Here is an 18,501-nt window from a genome sequence, read left to right on the forward strand (position 1 = left end):
TTAAAAATTTCACAAAAAGCTTTGAATAGCTAACTCATAACTTTGTAAGCCAAAACCAAGAATTACACCTTTCGCATGCGCGGAAATATAGGATTGATGCCTAAATTCTTCCCTTCCGAATGTATTTGAAATATGCACTTCCACCACAGGTGTTTCAATACCTTTTACAGCATCACCAATACCTATTGATGTGTGTGTATAGGCTCCTGCATTTAATATAATACCATCAAAACTAAAACCAACTTCGTGTAATTTATCAATAATAACACCTTCAATATTTGATTGAAAATAATCAATTTGAACTGTTGGGTATTTATCCTTAAGATCTTCTAAGAATTGAGTAAACGTTAAACTCCCATATATATGAGGCTCTCTTTTGCCTAATAGATTTAAGTTAGGACCGTTAATGATGGTTATTTTTTTCATAAAGTAAATATATTAAAAATTAGACATAAAAAAAGGAAGCAATTTGCCTCCTTTTTAAATTTTAATAGAACAACTATTAGAACATAAAACCTATATAAATTTGAATTACATTGTTATGTTGTTTAAAATCATCAGAGTCTTCAAAATCCCAAATATTAGACAACCCTAAGTTGTATCTTGCTCCAAAATTCAAACCACTTGCTAATTTGTATCCAACACCTGCATTTATGCCAAAATCTATACCACTAGTGTAATCTTTAGCATCTTCTTCACCTGACTCGTTATAGAAAGAATCTTCTTTATCAAAATATTCATATTCATATTTAGAACTTAAAAGTAATCCTATTTGAGGGCCAGCTTCAATACTAAAACCTTCAGCCACATAAAATTTGGCCATCAAGGGAATATTAATATATTCTAATTTTAATACGTACTCTCCCTTTTCAAATGAATCCTCATACGTTTCTTTTGATCCTTGTGAAGAATACAATAATTCTGGTTGAAAAGAAAACTTATCGGAAAAAACAATTTCAGCAATACCACCTACATGGAAAGCTGTTCTCCCATCCTGATCACCTACATCATCCCCACCAATAGATGCAAAGTTCAATCCTGCCTTAGCCCCAAATTTTACTTCTTGGGCATTAAAATTCATTAATCCAAAAACTGTAATTAAAGCACTCAATAATAGTGTTTTCATAATTAAATAATGTTTAATTGGTTATTATTCATCTAATTAAGTCTATTTATACGATTTTAACAACTAAAATCAGTTTTTTCTGAATAGATAATACAAAAAATACGCATTAGTAAGTATAAAATTATTATTTAGTCAACAAATATATTTGCTTTATTTTTACACATATGAAATGGGAAAACGCATTAAAAGATTATCAATTATATTTAAGGATAGAACGCGGTTTATCTAAAAACTCTATTAACAATTATAGTTTTGATGTAAAAAAGCTAATTGGATATTTAGAAGAACACCAAATAAGTGAATCGCCTATTTCTATTTCAACAGAAACAATACAGCAATTCATTTATGAAAATGCTAAAGTACTTAATACGCGTTCACAATCGCGATTAATATCTGGTCTACGAAGTTTCTTTGGGTATTTAGTGTTTGAAGACTACATAGTAACCAATCCATTAGAACTTATCGAATCACCAAAAATAGGTCGAAAATTACCTGATACCCTATCCGAACAAGAAATAGATAATTTAATTAATAATATTGATTTAAGCACTCCTGAAGGTGAACGGAATAGAGCTATGTTAGAAACCCTCTACGGATGTGGTTTACGAGTTACTGAATTAATTAACCTAAAATTATCAGACTTATTTTTTGAAGAAGGTTACATTAAAGTAACTGGTAAAGGAGACAAAGAACGTTTTGTACCAATTATTGAGGTCACTCAGAAATATATAAATATTTATAGAAGTGAAATTAGAAACCATATGCAAATTAAAGCTGGTTTTGAAGATACCTTGTTTTTAAACAGAAGAGGAAAAAAACTTACCAGAGCTATGGTATTTACTATAATAAAAGAATTAGCTAAAAAAATTGGACTTAAAAAAAGTATTTCTCCCCATACCTTTAGGCATTCATTCGCTACACATTTATTACAAAACAATGCCGATTTACGTTCTATTCAACTCATGCTTGGACATGAAAGCATTACCACTACAGAAATTTATGTGCATTTGGACAAAAGTCATTTAACCAAGGTTATCGAACAATATCACCCCAGAAAATAGCGCATTTTAACGTTGTTATTTGTTTTTAATCGAATTATTGTTTAAGTTTGTAAGTATATTTAAGCTATGCCCCTATGAACGATATTTTAGAACGCAAATTTACTATTAACGATAAGGTTGATGTGAATTTAGACCTAAACTATGACAAATACACATCACAATTTGCCTTGGAAAACTCCAATATTGGTGTCTGGGATTTTAATTTAGAAACTAACTATGTTAACTACTCAAAAGAAGCAATAGAGGTTTTAGGAATTAATAATATGGATTTTAACCAGTACAACTGGAAAAAAACAGTTCATCCAGATGACATTGATAACTTACTTCTTAATTTAACCAAACATTACAATAAAGAAGCTCCTTATTACATTAGTGAACATAGAATTTTACGTGAAAATGGCACTTATAAGTGGATAAAGGAATCAGGGCGCGTTGTAAAAAGAGATGATTTTGGCAATCCACAACGTATTATCGGTACCGTGTGCGATATAACCGAGAGGAAGGAAAAGGAATCTCAGATAGCCAAAAACCTCAAAATTATAACTAATCAGAACAATAGACTTCAAAATTTTGCACATATTGTTACTCATAATTTAAAGGAATACGCTGGTAATTTCGAAAGTTTACTTGAGTTTTATGATTCAGCAGAATCAAACGAAGAAAAGGATGAAATAATTACCCATTTAAAAGCTGTTTCTGGCTCATTAAGTAAAACTATTACTAATTTAAATGAAATTGTTAGCAAGCAATTCGCAACAAAATTAGAGCGTGAAAGTTTATGTATTCATAAATACATTGAGAGCACCATTAAACTACTTAATCTAGAAATTAGTAGTAAGAAGGCCATTATAAACAATAATGTAGATCCAAACATAATAATTTATGCCAACAGATCGTATTTAGAAAGTATCATTCAAAATTTGGCTTCTAACGCAATTAAATATTCACATCCAGACAGAACACCTGTACTTAATATTGATTCTCATATACAGGAAGACGGTGTTGTAACCATTACAGTTGCAGATAATGGAATTGGTATTGATTTAGAAAAATACGGAAAAGATATTTTTGGACTATATCGCACATTTCATGGAAACGATAACGCAGAGGGTGTTGGATTATACCTCACAAAAAATCAAGTTGAAACACTTGGTGGTACTATCAAAATTAGCAGTAAAGTTAATGTAGGAACCACCTTTACCTTAACAATGAATATGAAAAAAAATCCAGCTTAAAGCTGGATTTTTTTATTTGATGATATAATTTATCTGCCTTTGGCAGGAATTTTTATTTGGCAATATTAACTGCTCTGGTTTCTCTTATAACAGTCACTTTAACTTGCCCAGGATACGTCATATCGGTTTGTACTTTTTGAGAAATACTAAAAGATAATTCAGCTGCTTTCTGATCGTCTACTTTTTCACTTTCAACAATAACTCTTAGTTCTCTTCCCGCTTGAATTGCATACGCTTTTTTAACTCCTGCAAATCCGAAAGCAATATCTTCTAAGTCTTTTAAACGTTGAATATAACTATCTAACACCTGACGTCTTGCACCTGGACGTGCACCAGAAATAGCATCACAAACTTGAACAATTGGTGCTAACAACGATTTCATCTCAATTTCATCGTGATGCGCTCCAATAGCATTACATACATCATCCTTCTCACCAAATTTTTCAGCCCATTGCATACCTAAAATCGCATGAGGCGTTTCCATATCTGTTTCAGCGTCTGGCACTTTTCCAATATCATGTAATAAACCAGCACGTTTGGCAAGCTTAGGGTTTAGTCCTAATTCTGCTGCCATAACACCACAAAGTTTAGCTACTTCACGTGAATGTTGTAATAGGTTTTGTCCGTATGACGAACGATATTTCATTCTACCTACCATTTTAATAAGTTCAGGATGCAAATTATGTATACCTAAATCTATAACAGTACGCTTTCCTACTTCAATTATTTCTTGCTCTATTTGCTTAGTCGTCTTTTCAACAACTTCTTCAATTCTAGCCGGGTGAATTCTACCATCGGTCACTAATTTATGTAATGATAAGCGTGCAATCTCTCTTCTTACTGAATCGAAGCAAGATAAAATAATGGCTTCAGGCGTATCATCTACTATAATTTCCACACCTGTTGCGGCTTCAATTGCCCGGATATTTCTACCTTCTCGCCCAATAATGCGACCTTTAACATCATCAGATTCTATATTAAAAACAGATACACAATTATCAACTGCCTCTTCTGTTCCTATACGCTGAATGGTATTAATAATTATCTTTTTAGCATCCTGCTCAGCTGTTAATTTTGCTTCTTCCAATGCGCTTTGAATAAATGCCATAGCATCATTTTTAGCTTCACCTTTTAATGATTCTACTAATTGGGATTTAGCTTCCTCTGCTGAAAGACTTGAAATTATTTCTAATTGTTTTACTTGATTTTTATGAAGTTTATCAATCTCTTCTTGTTTCTTTTCTAAAACTTCAATCCTATGATCGTAATCTTTTTCTTTAAGCTCAAGACTTTCATTTAGTTTTTTTGTTTTAGCAAGTTCATTTGATACTTGTGATTCTTTATCTCGCGTACGCTTTTCAGCTTCATCCATTTTCTTATCACGAGCAAAAATCACCTTTTCGTGTTCAGATTTTAATTCGATAAACTTCTCTTTTGCCTGAAGAATTTTATCTTTTTTTATTGATTCGCCTTCGCTATTAGCTTGTTTCAATATCAAAGTAGCCGATTTTTTAGCTTCTTTTACAAGTTTAGATGCATTATTTTTTTCTAATATTTTTGCAATAATAAAGCCTCCAACGACACCTATTATTAAGCTTCCAGCCATCAATATAATTGAGTTATCCATTCGTTTGTTTAGTTAATTTGTATATATAAAAAAGCCTACACCAGTATAAAAATTTTGTATAAACTCCTTAAATACAAGTTTAAGGCTAACAAGCTGATCAAGGATCTGCTCAAGGCAGCGTGCTTTTACAACTTAAACTCACCTTTTTTAAAGAATTAACGTTGAGTTTATCAAAAATGGATAACTAATGTAGGCAGTAACTTTTAGTTTATTTTAAAGAACGTTTAAGAGATTAAATGAGATTGCAATAAACTATTTAAGGCATTTAGTTTTTCTTCTACATGCTCGCTTACACTCTCTTTATCAATAGCTTTCTGTTCTACTTGAGCTGCAAATTGTAAGGCACACATAGCCAATACATCTTGTTTATCGCGAACAGAATAACTTTGCTCAAATTGCTTAATCATCTCATCAATATTCTTAGCCGCTTTTCGCAACCCTTCTTCTTGACTTGCATCAATATTCAAAGGATATACTCTGTTAGCTATAGACAGCTTTATTTTAAGCTTTTCAGACATTGATTTAAAAATTGCTTATTCAGATAATTGAGCAATACAATGATCAATTTCCCTAATTAATGCGTTTATTTTAAGCTTAGTTTCTCTTTTATTATCGTCACTACCAAGTATTGTATTTGCCATTTTAAGGGCTTCAAATTTTTCTTGCCAATTCAAAATTTGTTTTTTTTGACTAAGAATTTCTTGCTTTGAAATTTCTAATTCTTCATTTAATTTCAAATTAGCAAGCTTTAAAAGCTCCATTTTGTGTAATACCTTGCCTATTTTGCTTTCTAACGAATCTACAATATCTTCAATATTACTCATTTGCAAATTTCAATACTTATCTCACAAAGTTAACATACCTGCGTATATATTACAATTGTTTTTTAATAAAATTTTAAATTTTTCATCAGCACTCATAATCAATATCATGGCTTGATTTTTGTTTTATTCTTTTGCACATTCACAACTTATTAATATTTTAGCACGAACTACTTTTATATGCGATTAATCTTATACCTACTTTTAATATCCTCCATATTTACCAATGCCCAAAACAATTATCCTCAGGATTATTTTGGTGCCCCATTAGATATTCCATTAATTTTATCTGGCAGTTTTGCTGAGTTACGACCTAATCATTTTCATTCGGGTTTAGACATTAAAACGCAACAACGAGAGGGTTTGAATGTTTTAGCCAGCGCAAGTGGTTTTGTAAGTCGTATTAAATTAGCGCATTTTGGTTACGGTAAGGCCTTGTACATAACACACCCTAATGGATACACTACGGTTTATGGACATTTACAGCGTTTTTCACCGGAAATTGAGGCCTATATTAAAAAGCAACAATACGAACAAGAGTCCTATGAAATTGAACTTTTTCCTAGTGCTGAAACATTACCGGTTACCAAAGGGAGCATAGTTGCTTACAGTGGCAATACTGGCGGGTCCGGCGGGCCACATTTACACTTTGAGATTCGCGATAAATTGGAACGCCCCATGAACCCAATGCTCTTTGGTATAGATATTAAAGATACTTCTAAACCAATTATTAGCACTATTTATGTCTTTCCTTTGGATGAAAAATCTTCCATAAATAAATCAAACTCTAAACAGAAACTTAGGCTTATCCCTTTGAAAAGTGGTGATTATGCTACTGAAACTATCGAAGCTTACGGCAACATAGGTTTTGGAATTGAAACTACAGACAGACAAGATTTAGCTGCAAATTCCAATGGTGTTTTCAACATTCAAACATATCTGAACGGCAATAAAAATTTTGAAGTAGATTTTAGTCTGTTTTCATTTGACGAATCCAATTGCATCAATCAATATTTAGATTATGAGCATTATGTTACCAAAAGACAACGCATTCAAAAATTATTTAAATTAAATAATCCTTTAAGTATATTAAAACCTTATTTGAATGATGGGGTTTTAACTATTCAAGATAGTGTTTCTTCAATCTATAAAATTCGCGTTTCCGATTTTAAAAACAATGAATCATTCGTTTCTATTAATATAAAAGGTAAAAAAACTACAGTTACAAACCCTGTAATGCCAAAAACAACACCTTATTATATAACCGCTAGTCAAAGTACCAATTTAAAATCTGGTAATGTATCAGTAGATTTTTATCCAGACACCTTTTTTGAAGATTTTTATATAGATTTTGATGTTCGAAATGATACTTTAACCCTACACGAAGATGTTATACCGACTCGAAAAAACTTCACCATTAATTATGATATTAGTAGTTATAGAGATGTTGATAAAAACAAGCTATATATTGCCCGTTTAGTAGGTTCCAAAAAGTATCCTGTTTATTCTTCTACAAAAAGAGAAGGCAACATCTTGTCTACAAGCACGAAAACCCTTGGTACTTACGGGTTGGCTACCGATGTGGTTAACCCACATATTTCGGCTGTAAATTTTAGAGACGGTCAATGGTTAAGCAACTACCGATTTTTAAAACTTAAAATAAGCGATACACATTCTGGAATTTCTAACTATCGCGCTACGGTAAATGATAAGTGGATTTTAATGGAATACGATTACAAAACTCAAACTCTTACACACGATTTTAATGATAATATTATACCCGAAGGCAAGAATAATTTAAAAGTAATTGTCACTGATAATGTTGGAAATAGTACTACTTTTGAATCAGTGTTTTACAGAAAATAAATTTCATAAAAATTTGAAAACAACCTTTTTCGTTTTTACCTTATTCTTTTTTTCAATTATTCTTTTAGGTAATTCACAAACAGCCACCATAAAAGGAATTATTCTAGATGTAAATAATAACCCCATTGCTAATGTAAATATTAAAACTCCCACCAAAGGAACCACAAGTAATTCCAATGGTTTTTTCATGCTAGAAATTCCTGCAAACACGGATGTTTTGGTTGAATTTACACATTTATCTCATAAAAAAATTGTTAGTACTTTTAATTTAAAAAATGGAGAGGATTATGAATTTAATCCCGTTATGAGTGCATCTGTTGAACAAATAGCTGCGGTAGTTATAACCAATAAACGCCACCGGGAAATTGAAGGCATTATTACTTTAAGACCTGAAACCATTCGAAAAATTCCGGGTGCAAATGCTGGAGTTGAGAATTTACTTTTAACACTTCCTGGGGTTAGTAATAATAACGAATTAAGCACACAATATTCAGTACGCGGAGGAAATTACGATGAAAACCTTGTGTATGTTAATGATATTGAAGTATATCGCCCATTTTTAGTACGTTCTGGACAACAAGAAGGCTTAAGTTTCGTAAATACTGATATGGTACAAAACGTCGATTTTTCTGCAGGCGGTTTTCAAGCTAAATATGGTGATAAACTATCTTCTGTCTTAGATATTACTTATAAAAATCCATATCAATTTGAAGCTAACGCCGATTTAAGTTTTCTTGGTGGTAGTCTGTCGGTTGAAAATATAAGTAAAGATTCTAAATTTTCTGGAATTGTGGGGCTTCGTTATCGTGATAATAGTTTATTTGTAAATGCCAAAGAAACGGAAACCAATTTCAAACCTTCTTTCGCTGATGCTCAGGCATATTTCACTTATATATTTTCAAGTAAATTTCAATTAAGTTTCTTAGGAAATGCCTCCATTAACAAATACAACTACGAACCGGAAACTCGCCAAACAAATTTTGGCACATTAAGCGATCCTATCGCATTACTGGTTTTTTATGAAGGTCAGGAAAAAGACCGCTACCAAACTTATTTTGGTGCTTTTAAAGGCACTTATTTTGCTAATGATGATTTAACACTTAAACTAATAGCTTCAAGATATCATACAACAGAAGAAGAGTATTTTGATATTTTTGCACAGTATCGCTTGGGTGAAGTAAATAGTAATATTGGTGATGAAGCATTGGGAGAAGTGGAATTTAGCAGAGGTGTTGGTAGTCAATTAAATCATGGCCGAAATGATTTAGATGCTTTAATAACCAACGTAGAACATAAAGGTGATTATACAATTAATGATAACCGAATTGAATGGTCTTTAAAATACACCAACGAAGATATTCGCGATCGTTTAATTGAATGGGAAGTAATAGATTCTGCAGGGTTTTCAATCAGGCCTCCAAAAACAACACCTGCAAACGAACAGCCATATGAAGCCTACAGTGGTCCGTTGGAAGCTTTTCAAAATGTAAGAGCTACCAATTACACACAGATAAACCGTCTTCAAGCCTATGCGCAATGGAGTAAACGCACCACTTTAGGAACCAGTGATGTTTGGTACAATGCGGGTGTACGTATGCATAATTGGTGGGTTAACGATGAAAGTAGTTCTACTAAAAATTCAAACCAAGTGGTTTTTAGTCCACGTGCTCAATTTGCATTAAAACCTTATTGGGAAAAAGATATGCTCTTTAGAATTGCTGCAGGGTTGTATTACCAACCACCATTTTACAGAGAATTACGCGATGCCAATGGGATTGTACAACCAAACGTGAAAGCGCAACAATCATTTCATCTTGTATTAGGAAATGATTACAGCTTTAAAATTTGGGATCGCCCTTTCAAATTAATGTCGGAAGCCTATTATAAAAAACTTAATGATGTGAATCCGTATACCTTAGAAAATGTACGTATTCGTTATGCTGCCGAAAATAACGCAGAGGCCTATGCTTACGGGCTAGATTTGCGACTTAATGGCGAATTTGTTCCGGGCACCGAATCTTGGTTTAGCTTTGGATATTTAAAAACGGAAGAAAACATTAACAACCAAGGCTATATAGCTCGACCAACCGACCAACGTTTAAAATTTGCTGCCTTATTCCAAGATTATGTACCAAATGTACCTAATATGAAACTATACCTGAATTTGGTTTACAATACGGGTTTACCAGGAGGTTCTCCAAGTTATGCAGATCCATATGATTACCAAAACCGTTTACCCGATTACAAACGTGCCGATTTAGGCCTGCAGTTTGTATTAGTGGATGCTAAAAAACAATTTGATAGTGGTTGGAAAAAACCATTTAAAGAACTGTCTTTCGGTTTTGAAATATACAACATCTTTGATGTACAAAACTCCATTACAAATACTTGGGTACGCGATGTTTATACCAAACGTCAATACGCCATTCCAAATTATTTAACACCACGAGTTTTTAATCTTAGAACCACTATGAAGTTTTAATTATTCAATAAATTCTTTTAAAACATCTATTACATAATCAATTTCTTCTTTGGTATTATAAATACTAAATGAAAACCGAATTGAAGGCTTTTGTAAATCTTCCTCACATAAAATTTCATTTAAAACATGTGAGTTTTGGTTACTACCACTTTGGCAAGCACTTCCCTTAGAACAAGCAATACCCTTTAAATCCAATTGAAATAGTAACATGGCTGCTTTTTTAGGAGGAATTGGTAAGCACACATTAACTAAGGTATAGGTACTTTTTTCCATGTCGCCAGATTTCCCATTAAAGCTTACATTCTGAATTTTTGCTGTAATACTTTCTATAAAGTATTGTTTAAGGCTTAATATGTATTGGGTTTCCTTTTCTAAATTGTTATAAGCACTCTTTAAAGCCCTTTCCATCCCTACAATATTGTGAACACTTTCGGTACCAGCACGCAACCCTCGCTCCTGTTCACCTCCAAAAATAAGTGGTTTCAAGGCTGAATTCTTTCTAACAAAAGCAAAACCAACACCTTTTGGCCCATGAAACTTATGTGCTGAAGCCGCTAAAAAATCAACTTTTACGTCTTGTAAGTCCAATTTATAATGACCTACAGATTGTACAGCGTCGGTATGAAACAAGGCATCATTCGCTTTGCATAATTCCGATACTTTTTTTATGTTCAATACATTGCCAATTTCATTATTAATATGCATTAAACTTACCAGGGTTTTAGTTTCGCTTTTTAATAAAGTTGACAAATGCAAATAATCAATATTACCGTTTGGCTTCAAATCTACATAACTAACCGCTATTTTGTAGTCTTTAACTAACTGATCAATAGTATGCAAAACGGCATGATGTTCAATTTTAGAAGTAATAATGTGCTTAACTTTTAAATCTCTTACTGCACTTTGTAAAATTAAATTATCTGCTTCGGTACCTCCCGATGTAAATATAATTTCGGCTGCCGAGACATTTAAATAACTAGCAACTGCTTTTCTAGATTTTTCTATTAACACTTTAGCAGATCTGCCTATACTATGAGATGACGAGGCATTTCCATAATTATTTTGCATCACTTCAACAATTGATGTAATAACTTCATCTCTTATTTGAGTAGTTGCGGCATTATCAAAATATACTTGGTGCATTTTATTAATTTAGAGTCCAAAATTACTTAGAATAAAATTATTAACCATAAGCAGCGTTATAATTAACAATTCGTTTATTTTTGCAATCAAAACCCAAACCCAATGCGTAAGTTATTTTTTGTTATTTCATCTTTTGCTTTATTAAGTTTATACACCTGCGATGATGGTGATATTATTAATGTTGAATTTGAGTTTGACAATACATTTCAAGCATGCGGAACCAATGGTTTAGTATTTTACAAGACCAAAGAAGACCCTTCGGAATCTTTATCTATTATAATCTCTTCTTTAGAAATTGCAGATTTACTTGAAGTTGGTGAGGATAATATATACGAAGGCGAATTTACATTAAGCTCTACAAATACTTTTAATTACAGAACCTATAGCAACACCTCATTACCTAGTTTGTTCTGTAATGATGTACCTTCTTCTGAAATCAACATTACCAAAGATTTAGTGAGTACTAGCGGAAATGTTTACATCAAAACCGTTTTAACTGAAGATGATAATGATGGAATTGAAGCTGCATTAGAAGATATTAATGGGAATGGTAATTTAGATGATGATGACACCGATGGTGATGGTATTCCAAATTATTTAGATGCGGATGATGATGGTGACAACGTACTTACAAAAGATGAAGATCCAGATCAAAATGGTGACGGCGATTTAAGCGATGCTTTAGATACTGATGGCGATGGTATTCCTGATTATTTAGATCCTGATGATGATGGTGATGGCGTTTTAACACGCGATGAAGAAAACCAATCTGAGGATAATAATCCTGCAAACGATATTAGTATATTGATTGCCGATTATTTAAACCCTCAGGTTTCTACTAAAGTACCAGCAAAGGCTTACAGAGAACATACCATAATACAAACTTATGTAGTTACATTAACGGTTTCTAATTTTAATCTGGAAGTAATTTCATTTGACACCTTTGATTTTGGTGTACTGGAAGATAGTGCTTTATCAACATCAAGAAAAGTAACACCAGACCCAAACTTTTAATTAATCGGTTGTGGCATTTTGGAATATATAAATTTCTGTGGCACCAACACCATATTTTTGGTAATTGGCGTCGTAAAATTTGATATTGCTATACCGAGAAAATAAATATTCTAATTCAATTTTAAGTACCCCTTCACCAACACCATGAATAAACACCATTTTTTGAATGCGTTTAGAAATTGCGTATTCCAACTGGCGTTTTGCGGTGTCTAATTGAAGCGTAAGCATATCATGGTTGCTCATCCCTCTTGAAGATTTAACCAATTGATGAATATGTAAATCCACTTCCATAGTAGGCTCAAAACGTTCTTTGGGCTTAGTTTTTACTTGTTTTCGTTTAGCAGATAATTCTTTTTCCCTTAAAGCAGCCGCAGCACTGGCATGCGAAAAAGCTTCTTTCTTTAAACTAACTTCAGGATTACGTTTAATTAATTCACTACTATCATAATCCAAATAAAAGCCGTCGGTGGTCTCAATGGAAATTGTAGTTCCAACTATCTTTTTTACAACACCAGTCATGGCCTCATCTAAAACTAAAACGGTATCACCTACTTTAAACCCCATAGCATTTAGTTATTATTTTCGTCTAAATTACGTTCATCAGATTCATCGTTTCTACTTGGTATCGTTTTGGAAATCCTATAAATTCCCAACATGAGTAACACAATACCGCCAATTAAAATGTACTGATTTTGTTCTGTGTCTGCATTAGCATAAATAGCTACTGCGGCACCTAAAATTATAAATATATAGTTTAAATATTTCATGTGTATTTTTATTATTCAACAAAACTTGCCATTTCATGGTAACCATGTAAATAGATGCAACCATTTTAGCTTGTTTTTAGGGGTGTAAAATTACATTAAAAATTAGAGTTACTAATTGTTTAAAATAAATGAATTTTGATTTTTGAACCCTCAAAAAAAGGGTTATTGTTTTTTAGTTGAAATTTTCAAAATTAAGATACGCATTTACTGCAGATGTTTTCCAATTTTTATACATTTGAAAAACTCAAAATTAAAAAATGTCCTCTCTTGAAGATTACATGCTACCCTGTTTAAATAAGAAGCTATTAGGTCTTGATTGTATGGGTTGTGGCATGCAACGGTCGGTTAACCTTATTCTTCAGGCTGAATTTACCCAAGCATTTTTTATGTATCCAGCCATTTACACATTAATTTTAATGCTAGCCACCATTGGAATCAATTTTTTCAAAAACTTTAAATCTGCCAACACCATAATTTTTAGTTTGGCCATTTTAAATGCTGTAATTATCATTTCAAATTTTATATATAAAACATTTCTAACTTAATAATTCTTTTATGGAACAACAAAAACTACCAAATTCAACACTAATTTTAATATTCGGGATCATATCAATAATTACCTGTTGTTGTTATGGGGTTGTCGGTTTAATACTAGGTATTGTAACTATTGTTCTTGCTAGTAAAGCGACTCAGTTATATAATGAAAACCCTGACTTATATACTGGCTATTCAAATGTGAAAATTGGTAAAATACTTGCAATTATAGGTATCATATTAAGTGTTTTATATATCCTTTTTATAATATGGCTAATTTATGTTTTCGGAATAGATGCTTTACAAGACCAAGAATTATTGCAGGAAAGAATGCGCGAGTTCATGACCCAGAGAGCTTAAAATACTTGCAAATAAAAAAGCGACCAAATGGTCGCTTTTTTATTTGCAACAATATATGTTTCTATTTTTCAAACTGTTTAAGAGTCTTTTTTATAATCTCCACACAATCTAACAATTGCGCTTCTGTCATAACCAAAGGTGGTGCAAAACGAATGATATTTCCATGAGTTGGTTTTGCCAAAAGTCCGTTATCTCGTAAGGCAATACAAATATTCCAAGCAGTTTCACTATCTTCAGAATCGTTAATCACAATGGCGTTAAGTAACCCCTTACCTCTTACTAATTTAACAATAGTACTAGTTTCTATGTATTTGTTTAACTCACTCCTAAACAACCTACCAAGTTTTTCAGCATTTTCGGCTAGTTTTTCCTCTCTAATCACTTCTAAAGCAGCAATAGCAACAGCTGCTGCCAATGGATTTCCTCCAAAAGTGCTGCCATGAGTTCCTGGTGTTAAAACGTCCATAATATCATTATTGGCCAAAACTGCACTTACAGGATACACACCACCACTTAATGCTTTCCCCAAAATTAAAATATCAGGTTTAACATCTGGGGTTCCCGAACAATTCTTATCGGCACAATTACAATTACCACAGGTGGCTAATAAGCGACCCGTTCTAGCAATACCCGTTTGTATTTCGTCTGCAATAAACAAAACATTGTATTTTTCGCAAAGAGCTTTAGCTTTTACTAAATATCCCTCCTGAGGCACATAAACTCCGGCCTCACCTTGAATAGGTTCTACTAAAAATCCTGCAATATTCTTATTGGTTTTTAAAACGGTTTCGAGTGCCTCTAAATCATCAAAATCGATATTAATAAAACCATCTGAATAAGGCCCAAAATTCTTGTTTGCTGTATCATCACTTGAAAAAGAAACTATAGTAGTCGTTCTACCATGAAAATTTTTATTACAAACTACAATTTTAGCCTGATTTTCATTAATCCCTTTCACTTCGTAAGCCCATTTTCTACATAGCTTGATAGCAGCTTCAACACCTTCAGCACCAGAATTCATTGGTAATAACTTATCAAATCCGAAATATTCACAAGCAAATTTTTCGTATTTCCCAAGCATATCATTATAAAATGCCCTGGACGTTAAAGTTAATGTTTTTGCTTGTTCCGTTAATGCATTAACAATTTTTGGATGGCAATGCCCTTGGTTTACCGCTGAATATGCCGACAAAAAATCGTAATACTTTTTTCCATCAACATCCCAAACAAATACACCTTCGCCTTTACTTAAAACTACTGGTAATGGGTGATATGTATTGGAACCATATTTTTTTTCTAAATCAATCGCTTGTTGAGCGGTTAAATGTTCTAAAATAGCCATTTTAATAAAAATTTAAAGTGATAAAATAACCATTCCTTCTGTACCTTTATTTTTTCGATATTCTCGAAAAAGCAGCGTGGGAGAGAAATCATCCCCGGATAGACTTGCAAGTTAGTAAATATTATTCAAATTTCAGAGATACAAAGTTGCATTGTTGTACTGTCTCTCTGTTATGATACAAGTGAATTGTTGAAATTTTATAATTCCTTTTTTTTAATTTGAAACTTTTAATTAAAACTTAAATTTTTGATACTTTATCGCTGTGAAACTTTGAATCTTTTCTCCTTTCAAACTTTGAAATTTCAAAACTCAAAAATCGTTAATCAAAAATCGATATTATTTATAGGTTTCATTACTTTTGCAGCATGTCAAAAAGAACAAAAAAGCAAGCGTTTACAAACGTTGAAGTTTTAGATGCAGGGGCAAAAGGTAAAACCATTGCCAAAGCACCCGATGGAAAGGTTATTTTTCTATCCAATACCGTACCCGGCGATGTGGTAGATGTTCAAACATTTAAAGCCAGAAAAGCCTATTACGAAGCAAAAGCTACAGTGTTTCATAAATTATCCGACAAAAGAACAGCGCCAGTTTGCGAACATTTTGGTGTTTGTGGCGGTTGTAAATGGCAGGATATGGGTTACGAGCATCAGTTGTATTATAAACAAAAGGAAGTTACAAATAACTTATCCCGTATTGGGCATATTGAGTTACCAGAGATTACACCTATATTAGGTTCTGCTAAACAATATTTCTACAGAAATAAAATGGAATTTTCATTTAGTGATAGTCGTTGGTTAACAGTTGAAGAAGTACAGTCAGACGTTGACTTAGGTGATAGAAATGCTCTCGGATTCCATATTCCTGGTATGTGGGATAAAATTTTGGACATTAAAAAATGCCATCTTCAAGCCGACCCTTCCAACGCTATTAGAAATACCGTTAAACAATTCTCGCTTGATAATAACTTAGAATTTTTCAACACCAGAAATCAAACGGGTTTTTTACGAACCATGATGATTCGTACCTCCAGTACTGGCGATGTGATGGTTGTAATTCAGTTCTTCAAAGAAGACAAAGCAAATCGTATTTTATTATTAGATTATATTGCTGAAACTTTTCCAGAAATAACTTCTTTACAATACATCATTAATGGGAAAGCAAACGATACAATTTACGACCAAGAAGTGATTTGCTACAAAGGCGAAGATCATATTTTTGAAGAAATGGAAGGTTTGAAATTTAAAATAAATGCCAAATCGTTTTACCAAACCAACTCTAATCAAGCCTTTGAGTTATACAAAATAACTAGAGATTTTGCTGGTATTAAAGGAGATGAATTGGTATACGATTTATACACAGGTACTGGCACTATTGCACAATTTGTTGCAAAACAAGCTAAAAAAGTAATTGGAGTTGAGGCTGTGCCAGATGCCATTACTGCTGCCAAAGAAAATGCACAATTAAATAACATAAATAACGTTGAATTCTTTGTAGGCGACATGAAACATGTTTTTAATAGCGAATTCATTGCGGCTCACGGGCAACCAGATATCATTATTACCGATCCGCCACGTGACGGTATGCATAAAGATGTGGTGCAACAAATATTAAATATTGCGCCTAAAAAAGTAGTATACGTAAGCTGTAACAGCGCTACACAAGCTCGTGATTTGGAGCTAATGGATGCAATGTATAAGGTTACTAAAACACAAGCTGTAGACATGTTTCCGCAAACGTTTCATGTAGAAAATGTGGTGCTATTAGAAAAACGGTAAGTTGTTTGTCCTAGAGTCGTTTAACTGGCTTTCAACTTAACAACACACAACTCAATAGCAAAGAATAAAGAAATTGATGAAAAAAATAAGTTTACTTTTAATACTCATAACCGTTTTTGGAGTTGGCATCACTTTAAGTTGCGAACCTGATGATATTTGCTCGGAAGCAACCGCTACTACGCCTAGTTTAATAATTGATCCTTATGATGTTAGCAGTACCGACGACATAAAGGCTATTACCAAAATAGTTATTGGTGGTATAGATAACGATTATGCGCTAACGGATGGGATTGTATCTTTATCGCAAATAATACTTCCTTTAAAAACCGATGCGAACACAACACAATATATCCTTATTAAAGATGCTGTTCTAAACGATAATGGCACTCCTGATGATTCGATTGACGATTTTTACGACGGTAACAGCGACATTATCACCATAAATTATTCAAGAGAAGAAGTATATGTATCGCGTGCATGCGGTTACAAAACCATATACAAAAACGTAACCCTTACTATTGAACCTGATAGTGATAACTGGATAAAATCAAGACAACCTTTAAACGAAAATCAATCTGTAGAAGATGAAACAGAAACACATTTTAACATATTTCATTAGTAGCCTAACGTGTATGCTATTGTTTTCTGTGTCAATAAACGCTCAAAACGATAGTATCGTTAGCACTGCTAATGATTCCATAAAAATTAAAGAAAAATACGGACTACGTGTTGGTGGCGATATTGGAAAATTAATACGTTCTTTCGTAGATGACGACTTTAAAGGTTTTGAAATTTCGGCAGATTTCAGATTAAAAAAACGTTTATACGTTGCTGGTGAATTAGGTATTGAAGAAAACAATACTAAAACCGATTATTTAGATGTTAGCACTAGCGGAAGCTACATAAAAGCAGGTATCGATTATAATTTATACCAGAACTGGTTAGATATGGATAATATGATTTATCTGGGCTTTAGGGTTGGTGCAAGCACCTTTACTCAAAGTTTAAATAGCTATACCATTTATACTACCGATCCATATTGGTCGCCACAATTAACTTCAACCGATGTAAAAGAATTTAATGGGTTAACAGCTTTTTGGGGAGAAATCCTTTTAGGGGTAAAAACCGAGTTGTTAACTAATTTATATCTTGGTTTAAACGTGCAACTTAAACTGTCCATTACACAAACAGAGCCAGATAATTTTGAAAACCTTTATATTCCTGGGTTTAATAAAACCTACGACAGCAGCGGTATAGGGACTGGTTTTAGTTACTCGTTAATGTATCGTATTCCGCTATACAAGAAGGATAAGTAACCTTTTTCATAAAAACTTTATATTTGTAATAA

The 18,501-nt window shown here is 32.7% G+C and carries 19 protein-coding genes and 1 other RNA gene; 10 read left to right on the top strand and 10 right to left on the bottom strand.

Features of this window, described 5'->3' with window-relative positions:
• Positions 1–9: 9 nt before the first annotated feature.
• Together aroQ and ABYI63_RS06230 are read right to left on the bottom strand one after the other, a co-directional pair.
• The gene (gene aroQ / locus ABYI63_RS06225) at positions 10–426 is read right to left on the bottom strand and encodes a type II 3-dehydroquinate dehydratase (RefSeq protein WP_372754562.1); all 417 of its coding nucleotides are present in this window, start codon (positions 424–426) and stop codon (positions 10–12) included.
• 76 nt (positions 427–502) lie between these two features.
• Positions 503–1,126 carry a porin family protein gene (locus ABYI63_RS06230; protein ID WP_372754564.1) on the bottom strand — a complete coding sequence of 208 codons (624 nt, stop codon included), beginning with the start codon at positions 1,124–1,126 and terminating at the stop codon, positions 503–505.
• Positions 1,127–1,290: 164 nt separating this feature from the next.
• Between ABYI63_RS06230 and xerD the strand changes: the two genes are divergently transcribed.
• On the top strand, positions 1,291–2,187 hold the full coding sequence (gene xerD / locus ABYI63_RS06235) for a site-specific tyrosine recombinase XerD (protein ID WP_372754566.1): 897 nt from the start codon (positions 1,291–1,293) through the stop codon (positions 2,185–2,187).
• A 74-nt stretch (positions 2,188–2,261) separates the two neighbouring features.
• A complete protein-coding gene (locus ABYI63_RS06240) occupies positions 2,262–3,422 on the top strand; it encodes an ATP-binding protein (RefSeq protein WP_372754568.1) in 1,161 nt (386 codons plus the stop codon).
• Positions 3,423–3,474: 52 nt separating this feature from the next.
• On the opposite strand, the gene rny is transcribed toward ABYI63_RS06240, so the two are convergent.
• From rny to ABYI63_RS06260, 4 genes are all read right to left on the bottom strand, one after another.
• Positions 3,475–5,049, bottom strand: coding sequence for a ribonuclease Y (rny, locus tag ABYI63_RS06245; RefSeq protein ID WP_372754570.1), 1,575 nt, complete (start codon positions 5,047–5,049; stop codon positions 3,475–3,477).
• Between the two features lie 60 nt (positions 5,050–5,109).
• A non-coding RNA gene (gene ssrS, locus ABYI63_RS06250) (6S RNA) lies at positions 5,110–5,216 on the bottom strand.
• 57 nt (positions 5,217–5,273) lie between these two features.
• Positions 5,274–5,567, bottom strand: a complete 294-nt coding sequence (locus ABYI63_RS06255) for a cell division protein ZapA (protein ID WP_372754572.1) — start codon at positions 5,565–5,567, stop codon at positions 5,274–5,276.
• A 15-nt stretch (positions 5,568–5,582) separates the two neighbouring features.
• Entirely contained in the window at positions 5,583–5,873 is a 291-nt protein-coding gene (locus tag ABYI63_RS06260) for a hypothetical protein (RefSeq protein ID WP_372754574.1), read from the bottom strand.
• A gap of 177 nt (positions 5,874–6,050) precedes the next feature.
• On the opposite strand from ABYI63_RS06260, the gene ABYI63_RS06265 reads away from it, so the two are divergent.
• Positions 6,051–7,736 carry a M23 family metallopeptidase gene (locus ABYI63_RS06265; protein ID WP_372754576.1) on the top strand — a complete coding sequence of 562 codons (1,686 nt, stop codon included), beginning with the start codon at positions 6,051–6,053 and terminating at the stop codon, positions 7,734–7,736.
• A complete protein-coding gene (locus ABYI63_RS06270) occupies positions 7,690–10,218 on the top strand; it encodes a carboxypeptidase-like regulatory domain-containing protein (protein WP_372754578.1) in 2,529 nt (842 codons plus the stop codon). The genes ABYI63_RS06265 and ABYI63_RS06270 overlap by 47 nt, the downstream gene beginning before the upstream one ends.
• Here the strand turns inward: ABYI63_RS06270 and ABYI63_RS06275 are convergent, their stop codons facing one another.
• Positions 10,219–11,361, bottom strand: coding sequence for a cysteine desulfurase family protein (locus ABYI63_RS06275; protein WP_372754580.1), 1,143 nt, complete (start codon positions 11,359–11,361; stop codon positions 10,219–10,221).
• Positions 11,362–11,463: 102 nt separating this feature from the next.
• Between ABYI63_RS06275 and ABYI63_RS06280 the strand changes: the two genes are divergently transcribed.
• Positions 11,464–12,375 (top strand): hypothetical protein, encoded by a 912-nt coding sequence (locus ABYI63_RS06280; protein WP_372754582.1) that lies wholly within the window; start codon positions 11,464–11,466, stop codon positions 12,373–12,375.
• Here ABYI63_RS06280 and ABYI63_RS06285 read toward each other — a convergent pair whose 3' ends face one another.
• Positions 12,376–12,939, bottom strand: a complete 564-nt coding sequence (locus tag ABYI63_RS06285; protein ID WP_372754584.1) for a DNA mismatch repair protein MutS — start codon at positions 12,937–12,939, stop codon at positions 12,376–12,378.
• Positions 12,940–12,944: 5 nt separating this feature from the next.
• The gene (locus tag ABYI63_RS06290; protein WP_372754586.1) at positions 12,945–13,142 is read right to left on the bottom strand and encodes a hypothetical protein; all 198 of its coding nucleotides are present in this window, start codon (positions 13,140–13,142) and stop codon (positions 12,945–12,947) included.
• A 257-nt stretch (positions 13,143–13,399) separates the two neighbouring features.
• Between ABYI63_RS06290 and ABYI63_RS06295 the strand changes: the two genes are divergently transcribed.
• Together ABYI63_RS06295 and ABYI63_RS06300 are read left to right on the top strand one after the other, a co-directional pair.
• Positions 13,400–13,687: a DUF2752 domain-containing protein gene (locus tag ABYI63_RS06295; RefSeq protein WP_372754588.1), complete on the top strand. Its 288-nt coding sequence runs from the start codon at positions 13,400–13,402 to the stop codon at positions 13,685–13,687.
• Positions 13,688–13,697: 10 nt separating this feature from the next.
• Positions 13,698–14,036, top strand: coding sequence for a CCC motif membrane protein (locus tag ABYI63_RS06300; RefSeq protein ID WP_372754590.1), 339 nt, complete (start codon positions 13,698–13,700; stop codon positions 14,034–14,036).
• 61 nt (positions 14,037–14,097) lie between these two features.
• Here ABYI63_RS06300 and rocD read toward each other — a convergent pair whose 3' ends face one another.
• Entirely contained in the window at positions 14,098–15,378 is a 1,281-nt protein-coding gene (rocD, locus tag ABYI63_RS06305) for an ornithine--oxo-acid transaminase (RefSeq protein ID WP_372754592.1), read from the bottom strand.
• A gap of 365 nt (positions 15,379–15,743) precedes the next feature.
• On the opposite strand from rocD, the gene rlmD reads away from it, so the two are divergent.
• The 3 genes from rlmD to ABYI63_RS06320 all read left to right on the top strand — a co-directional run bounded on the left by rlmD (position 15,744) and on the right by ABYI63_RS06320 (position 18,469).
• Complete coding sequence (gene rlmD / locus ABYI63_RS06310; protein ID WP_372754594.1) at positions 15,744–17,153, top strand: 23S rRNA (uracil(1939)-C(5))-methyltransferase RlmD; 1,410 nt, start codon at positions 15,744–15,746, stop codon at positions 17,151–17,153.
• A gap of 76 nt (positions 17,154–17,229) precedes the next feature.
• Complete coding sequence (locus tag ABYI63_RS06315; protein ID WP_372754596.1) at positions 17,230–17,772, top strand: DUF6452 family protein; 543 nt, start codon at positions 17,230–17,232, stop codon at positions 17,770–17,772.
• The gene (locus tag ABYI63_RS06320) at positions 17,738–18,469 is read left to right on the top strand and encodes a DUF6048 family protein (protein ID WP_372754598.1); all 732 of its coding nucleotides are present in this window, start codon (positions 17,738–17,740) and stop codon (positions 18,467–18,469) included. Before ABYI63_RS06315 ends, ABYI63_RS06320 begins: the two co-directional genes overlap by 35 nt.
• Positions 18,470–18,501: the final 32 nt, after the last annotated feature.

Source organism: Mariniflexile sp. (genome assembly GCF_041583155.1).
In the GTDB taxonomy this organism is placed as follows: Bacteria; Bacteroidota; Bacteroidia; order Flavobacteriales; family Flavobacteriaceae; genus Mariniflexile.

Bases quoted from the DNA above. Each gene is read 5' to 3' on its own strand.
- ABYI63_RS06280 (WP_372754582.1), top strand. From the start codon at position 11,464: ATGCGTAAGTTATTTTTTGTTATTTCATCTTTTGCTTTATTAAGTTTA.
- rlmD (WP_372754594.1), top strand. From the start codon at position 15,744: ATGTCAAAAAGAACAAAAAAGCAAGCGTTTACAAACGTTGAAGTTTTA.
- xerD (WP_372754566.1), top strand. From the start codon at position 1,291: ATGAAATGGGAAAACGCATTAAAAGATTATCAATTATATTTAAGGATA.
- ABYI63_RS06315 (WP_372754596.1), top strand. From the start codon at position 17,230: ATGAAAAAAATAAGTTTACTTTTAATACTCATAACCGTTTTTGGAGTT.
- ABYI63_RS06230 (WP_372754564.1), bottom strand. From the start codon at position 1,126: ATGAAAACACTATTATTGAGTGCTTTAATTACAGTTTTTGGATTAATG.
- ABYI63_RS06270 (WP_372754578.1), top strand. From the start codon at position 7,690: ATGTTGGAAATAGTACTACTTTTGAATCAGTGTTTTACAGAAAATAAA.
- ABYI63_RS06260 (WP_372754574.1), bottom strand. From the start codon at position 5,873: ATGAGTAATATTGAAGATATTGTAGATTCGTTAGAAAGCAAAATAGGC.
- ABYI63_RS06275 (WP_372754580.1), bottom strand. From the start codon at position 11,361: ATGCACCAAGTATATTTTGATAATGCCGCAACTACTCAAATAAGAGAT.
- ABYI63_RS06285 (WP_372754584.1), bottom strand. From the start codon at position 12,939: ATGGGGTTTAAAGTAGGTGATACCGTTTTAGTTTTAGATGAGGCCATG.
- rny (WP_372754570.1), bottom strand. From the start codon at position 5,049: ATGGATAACTCAATTATATTGATGGCTGGAAGCTTAATAATAGGTGTC.
- ABYI63_RS06295 (WP_372754588.1), top strand. From the start codon at position 13,400: ATGTCCTCTCTTGAAGATTACATGCTACCCTGTTTAAATAAGAAGCTA.
- ABYI63_RS06300 (WP_372754590.1), top strand. From the start codon at position 13,698: ATGGAACAACAAAAACTACCAAATTCAACACTAATTTTAATATTCGGG.
- ABYI63_RS06255 (WP_372754572.1), bottom strand. From the start codon at position 5,567: ATGTCTGAAAAGCTTAAAATAAAGCTGTCTATAGCTAACAGAGTATAT.
- ABYI63_RS06265 (WP_372754576.1), top strand. From the start codon at position 6,051: ATGCGATTAATCTTATACCTACTTTTAATATCCTCCATATTTACCAAT.
- ABYI63_RS06320 (WP_372754598.1), top strand. From the start codon at position 17,738: ATGAAACAGAAACACATTTTAACATATTTCATTAGTAGCCTAACGTGT.
- aroQ (WP_372754562.1), bottom strand. From the start codon at position 426: ATGAAAAAAATAACCATCATTAACGGTCCTAACTTAAATCTATTAGGC.
- ABYI63_RS06290 (WP_372754586.1), bottom strand. From the start codon at position 13,142: ATGAAATATTTAAACTATATATTTATAATTTTAGGTGCCGCAGTAGCT.
- rocD (WP_372754592.1), bottom strand. From the start codon at position 15,378: ATGGCTATTTTAGAACATTTAACCGCTCAACAAGCGATTGATTTAGAA.
- ABYI63_RS06240 (WP_372754568.1), top strand. From the start codon at position 2,262: ATGAACGATATTTTAGAACGCAAATTTACTATTAACGATAAGGTTGAT.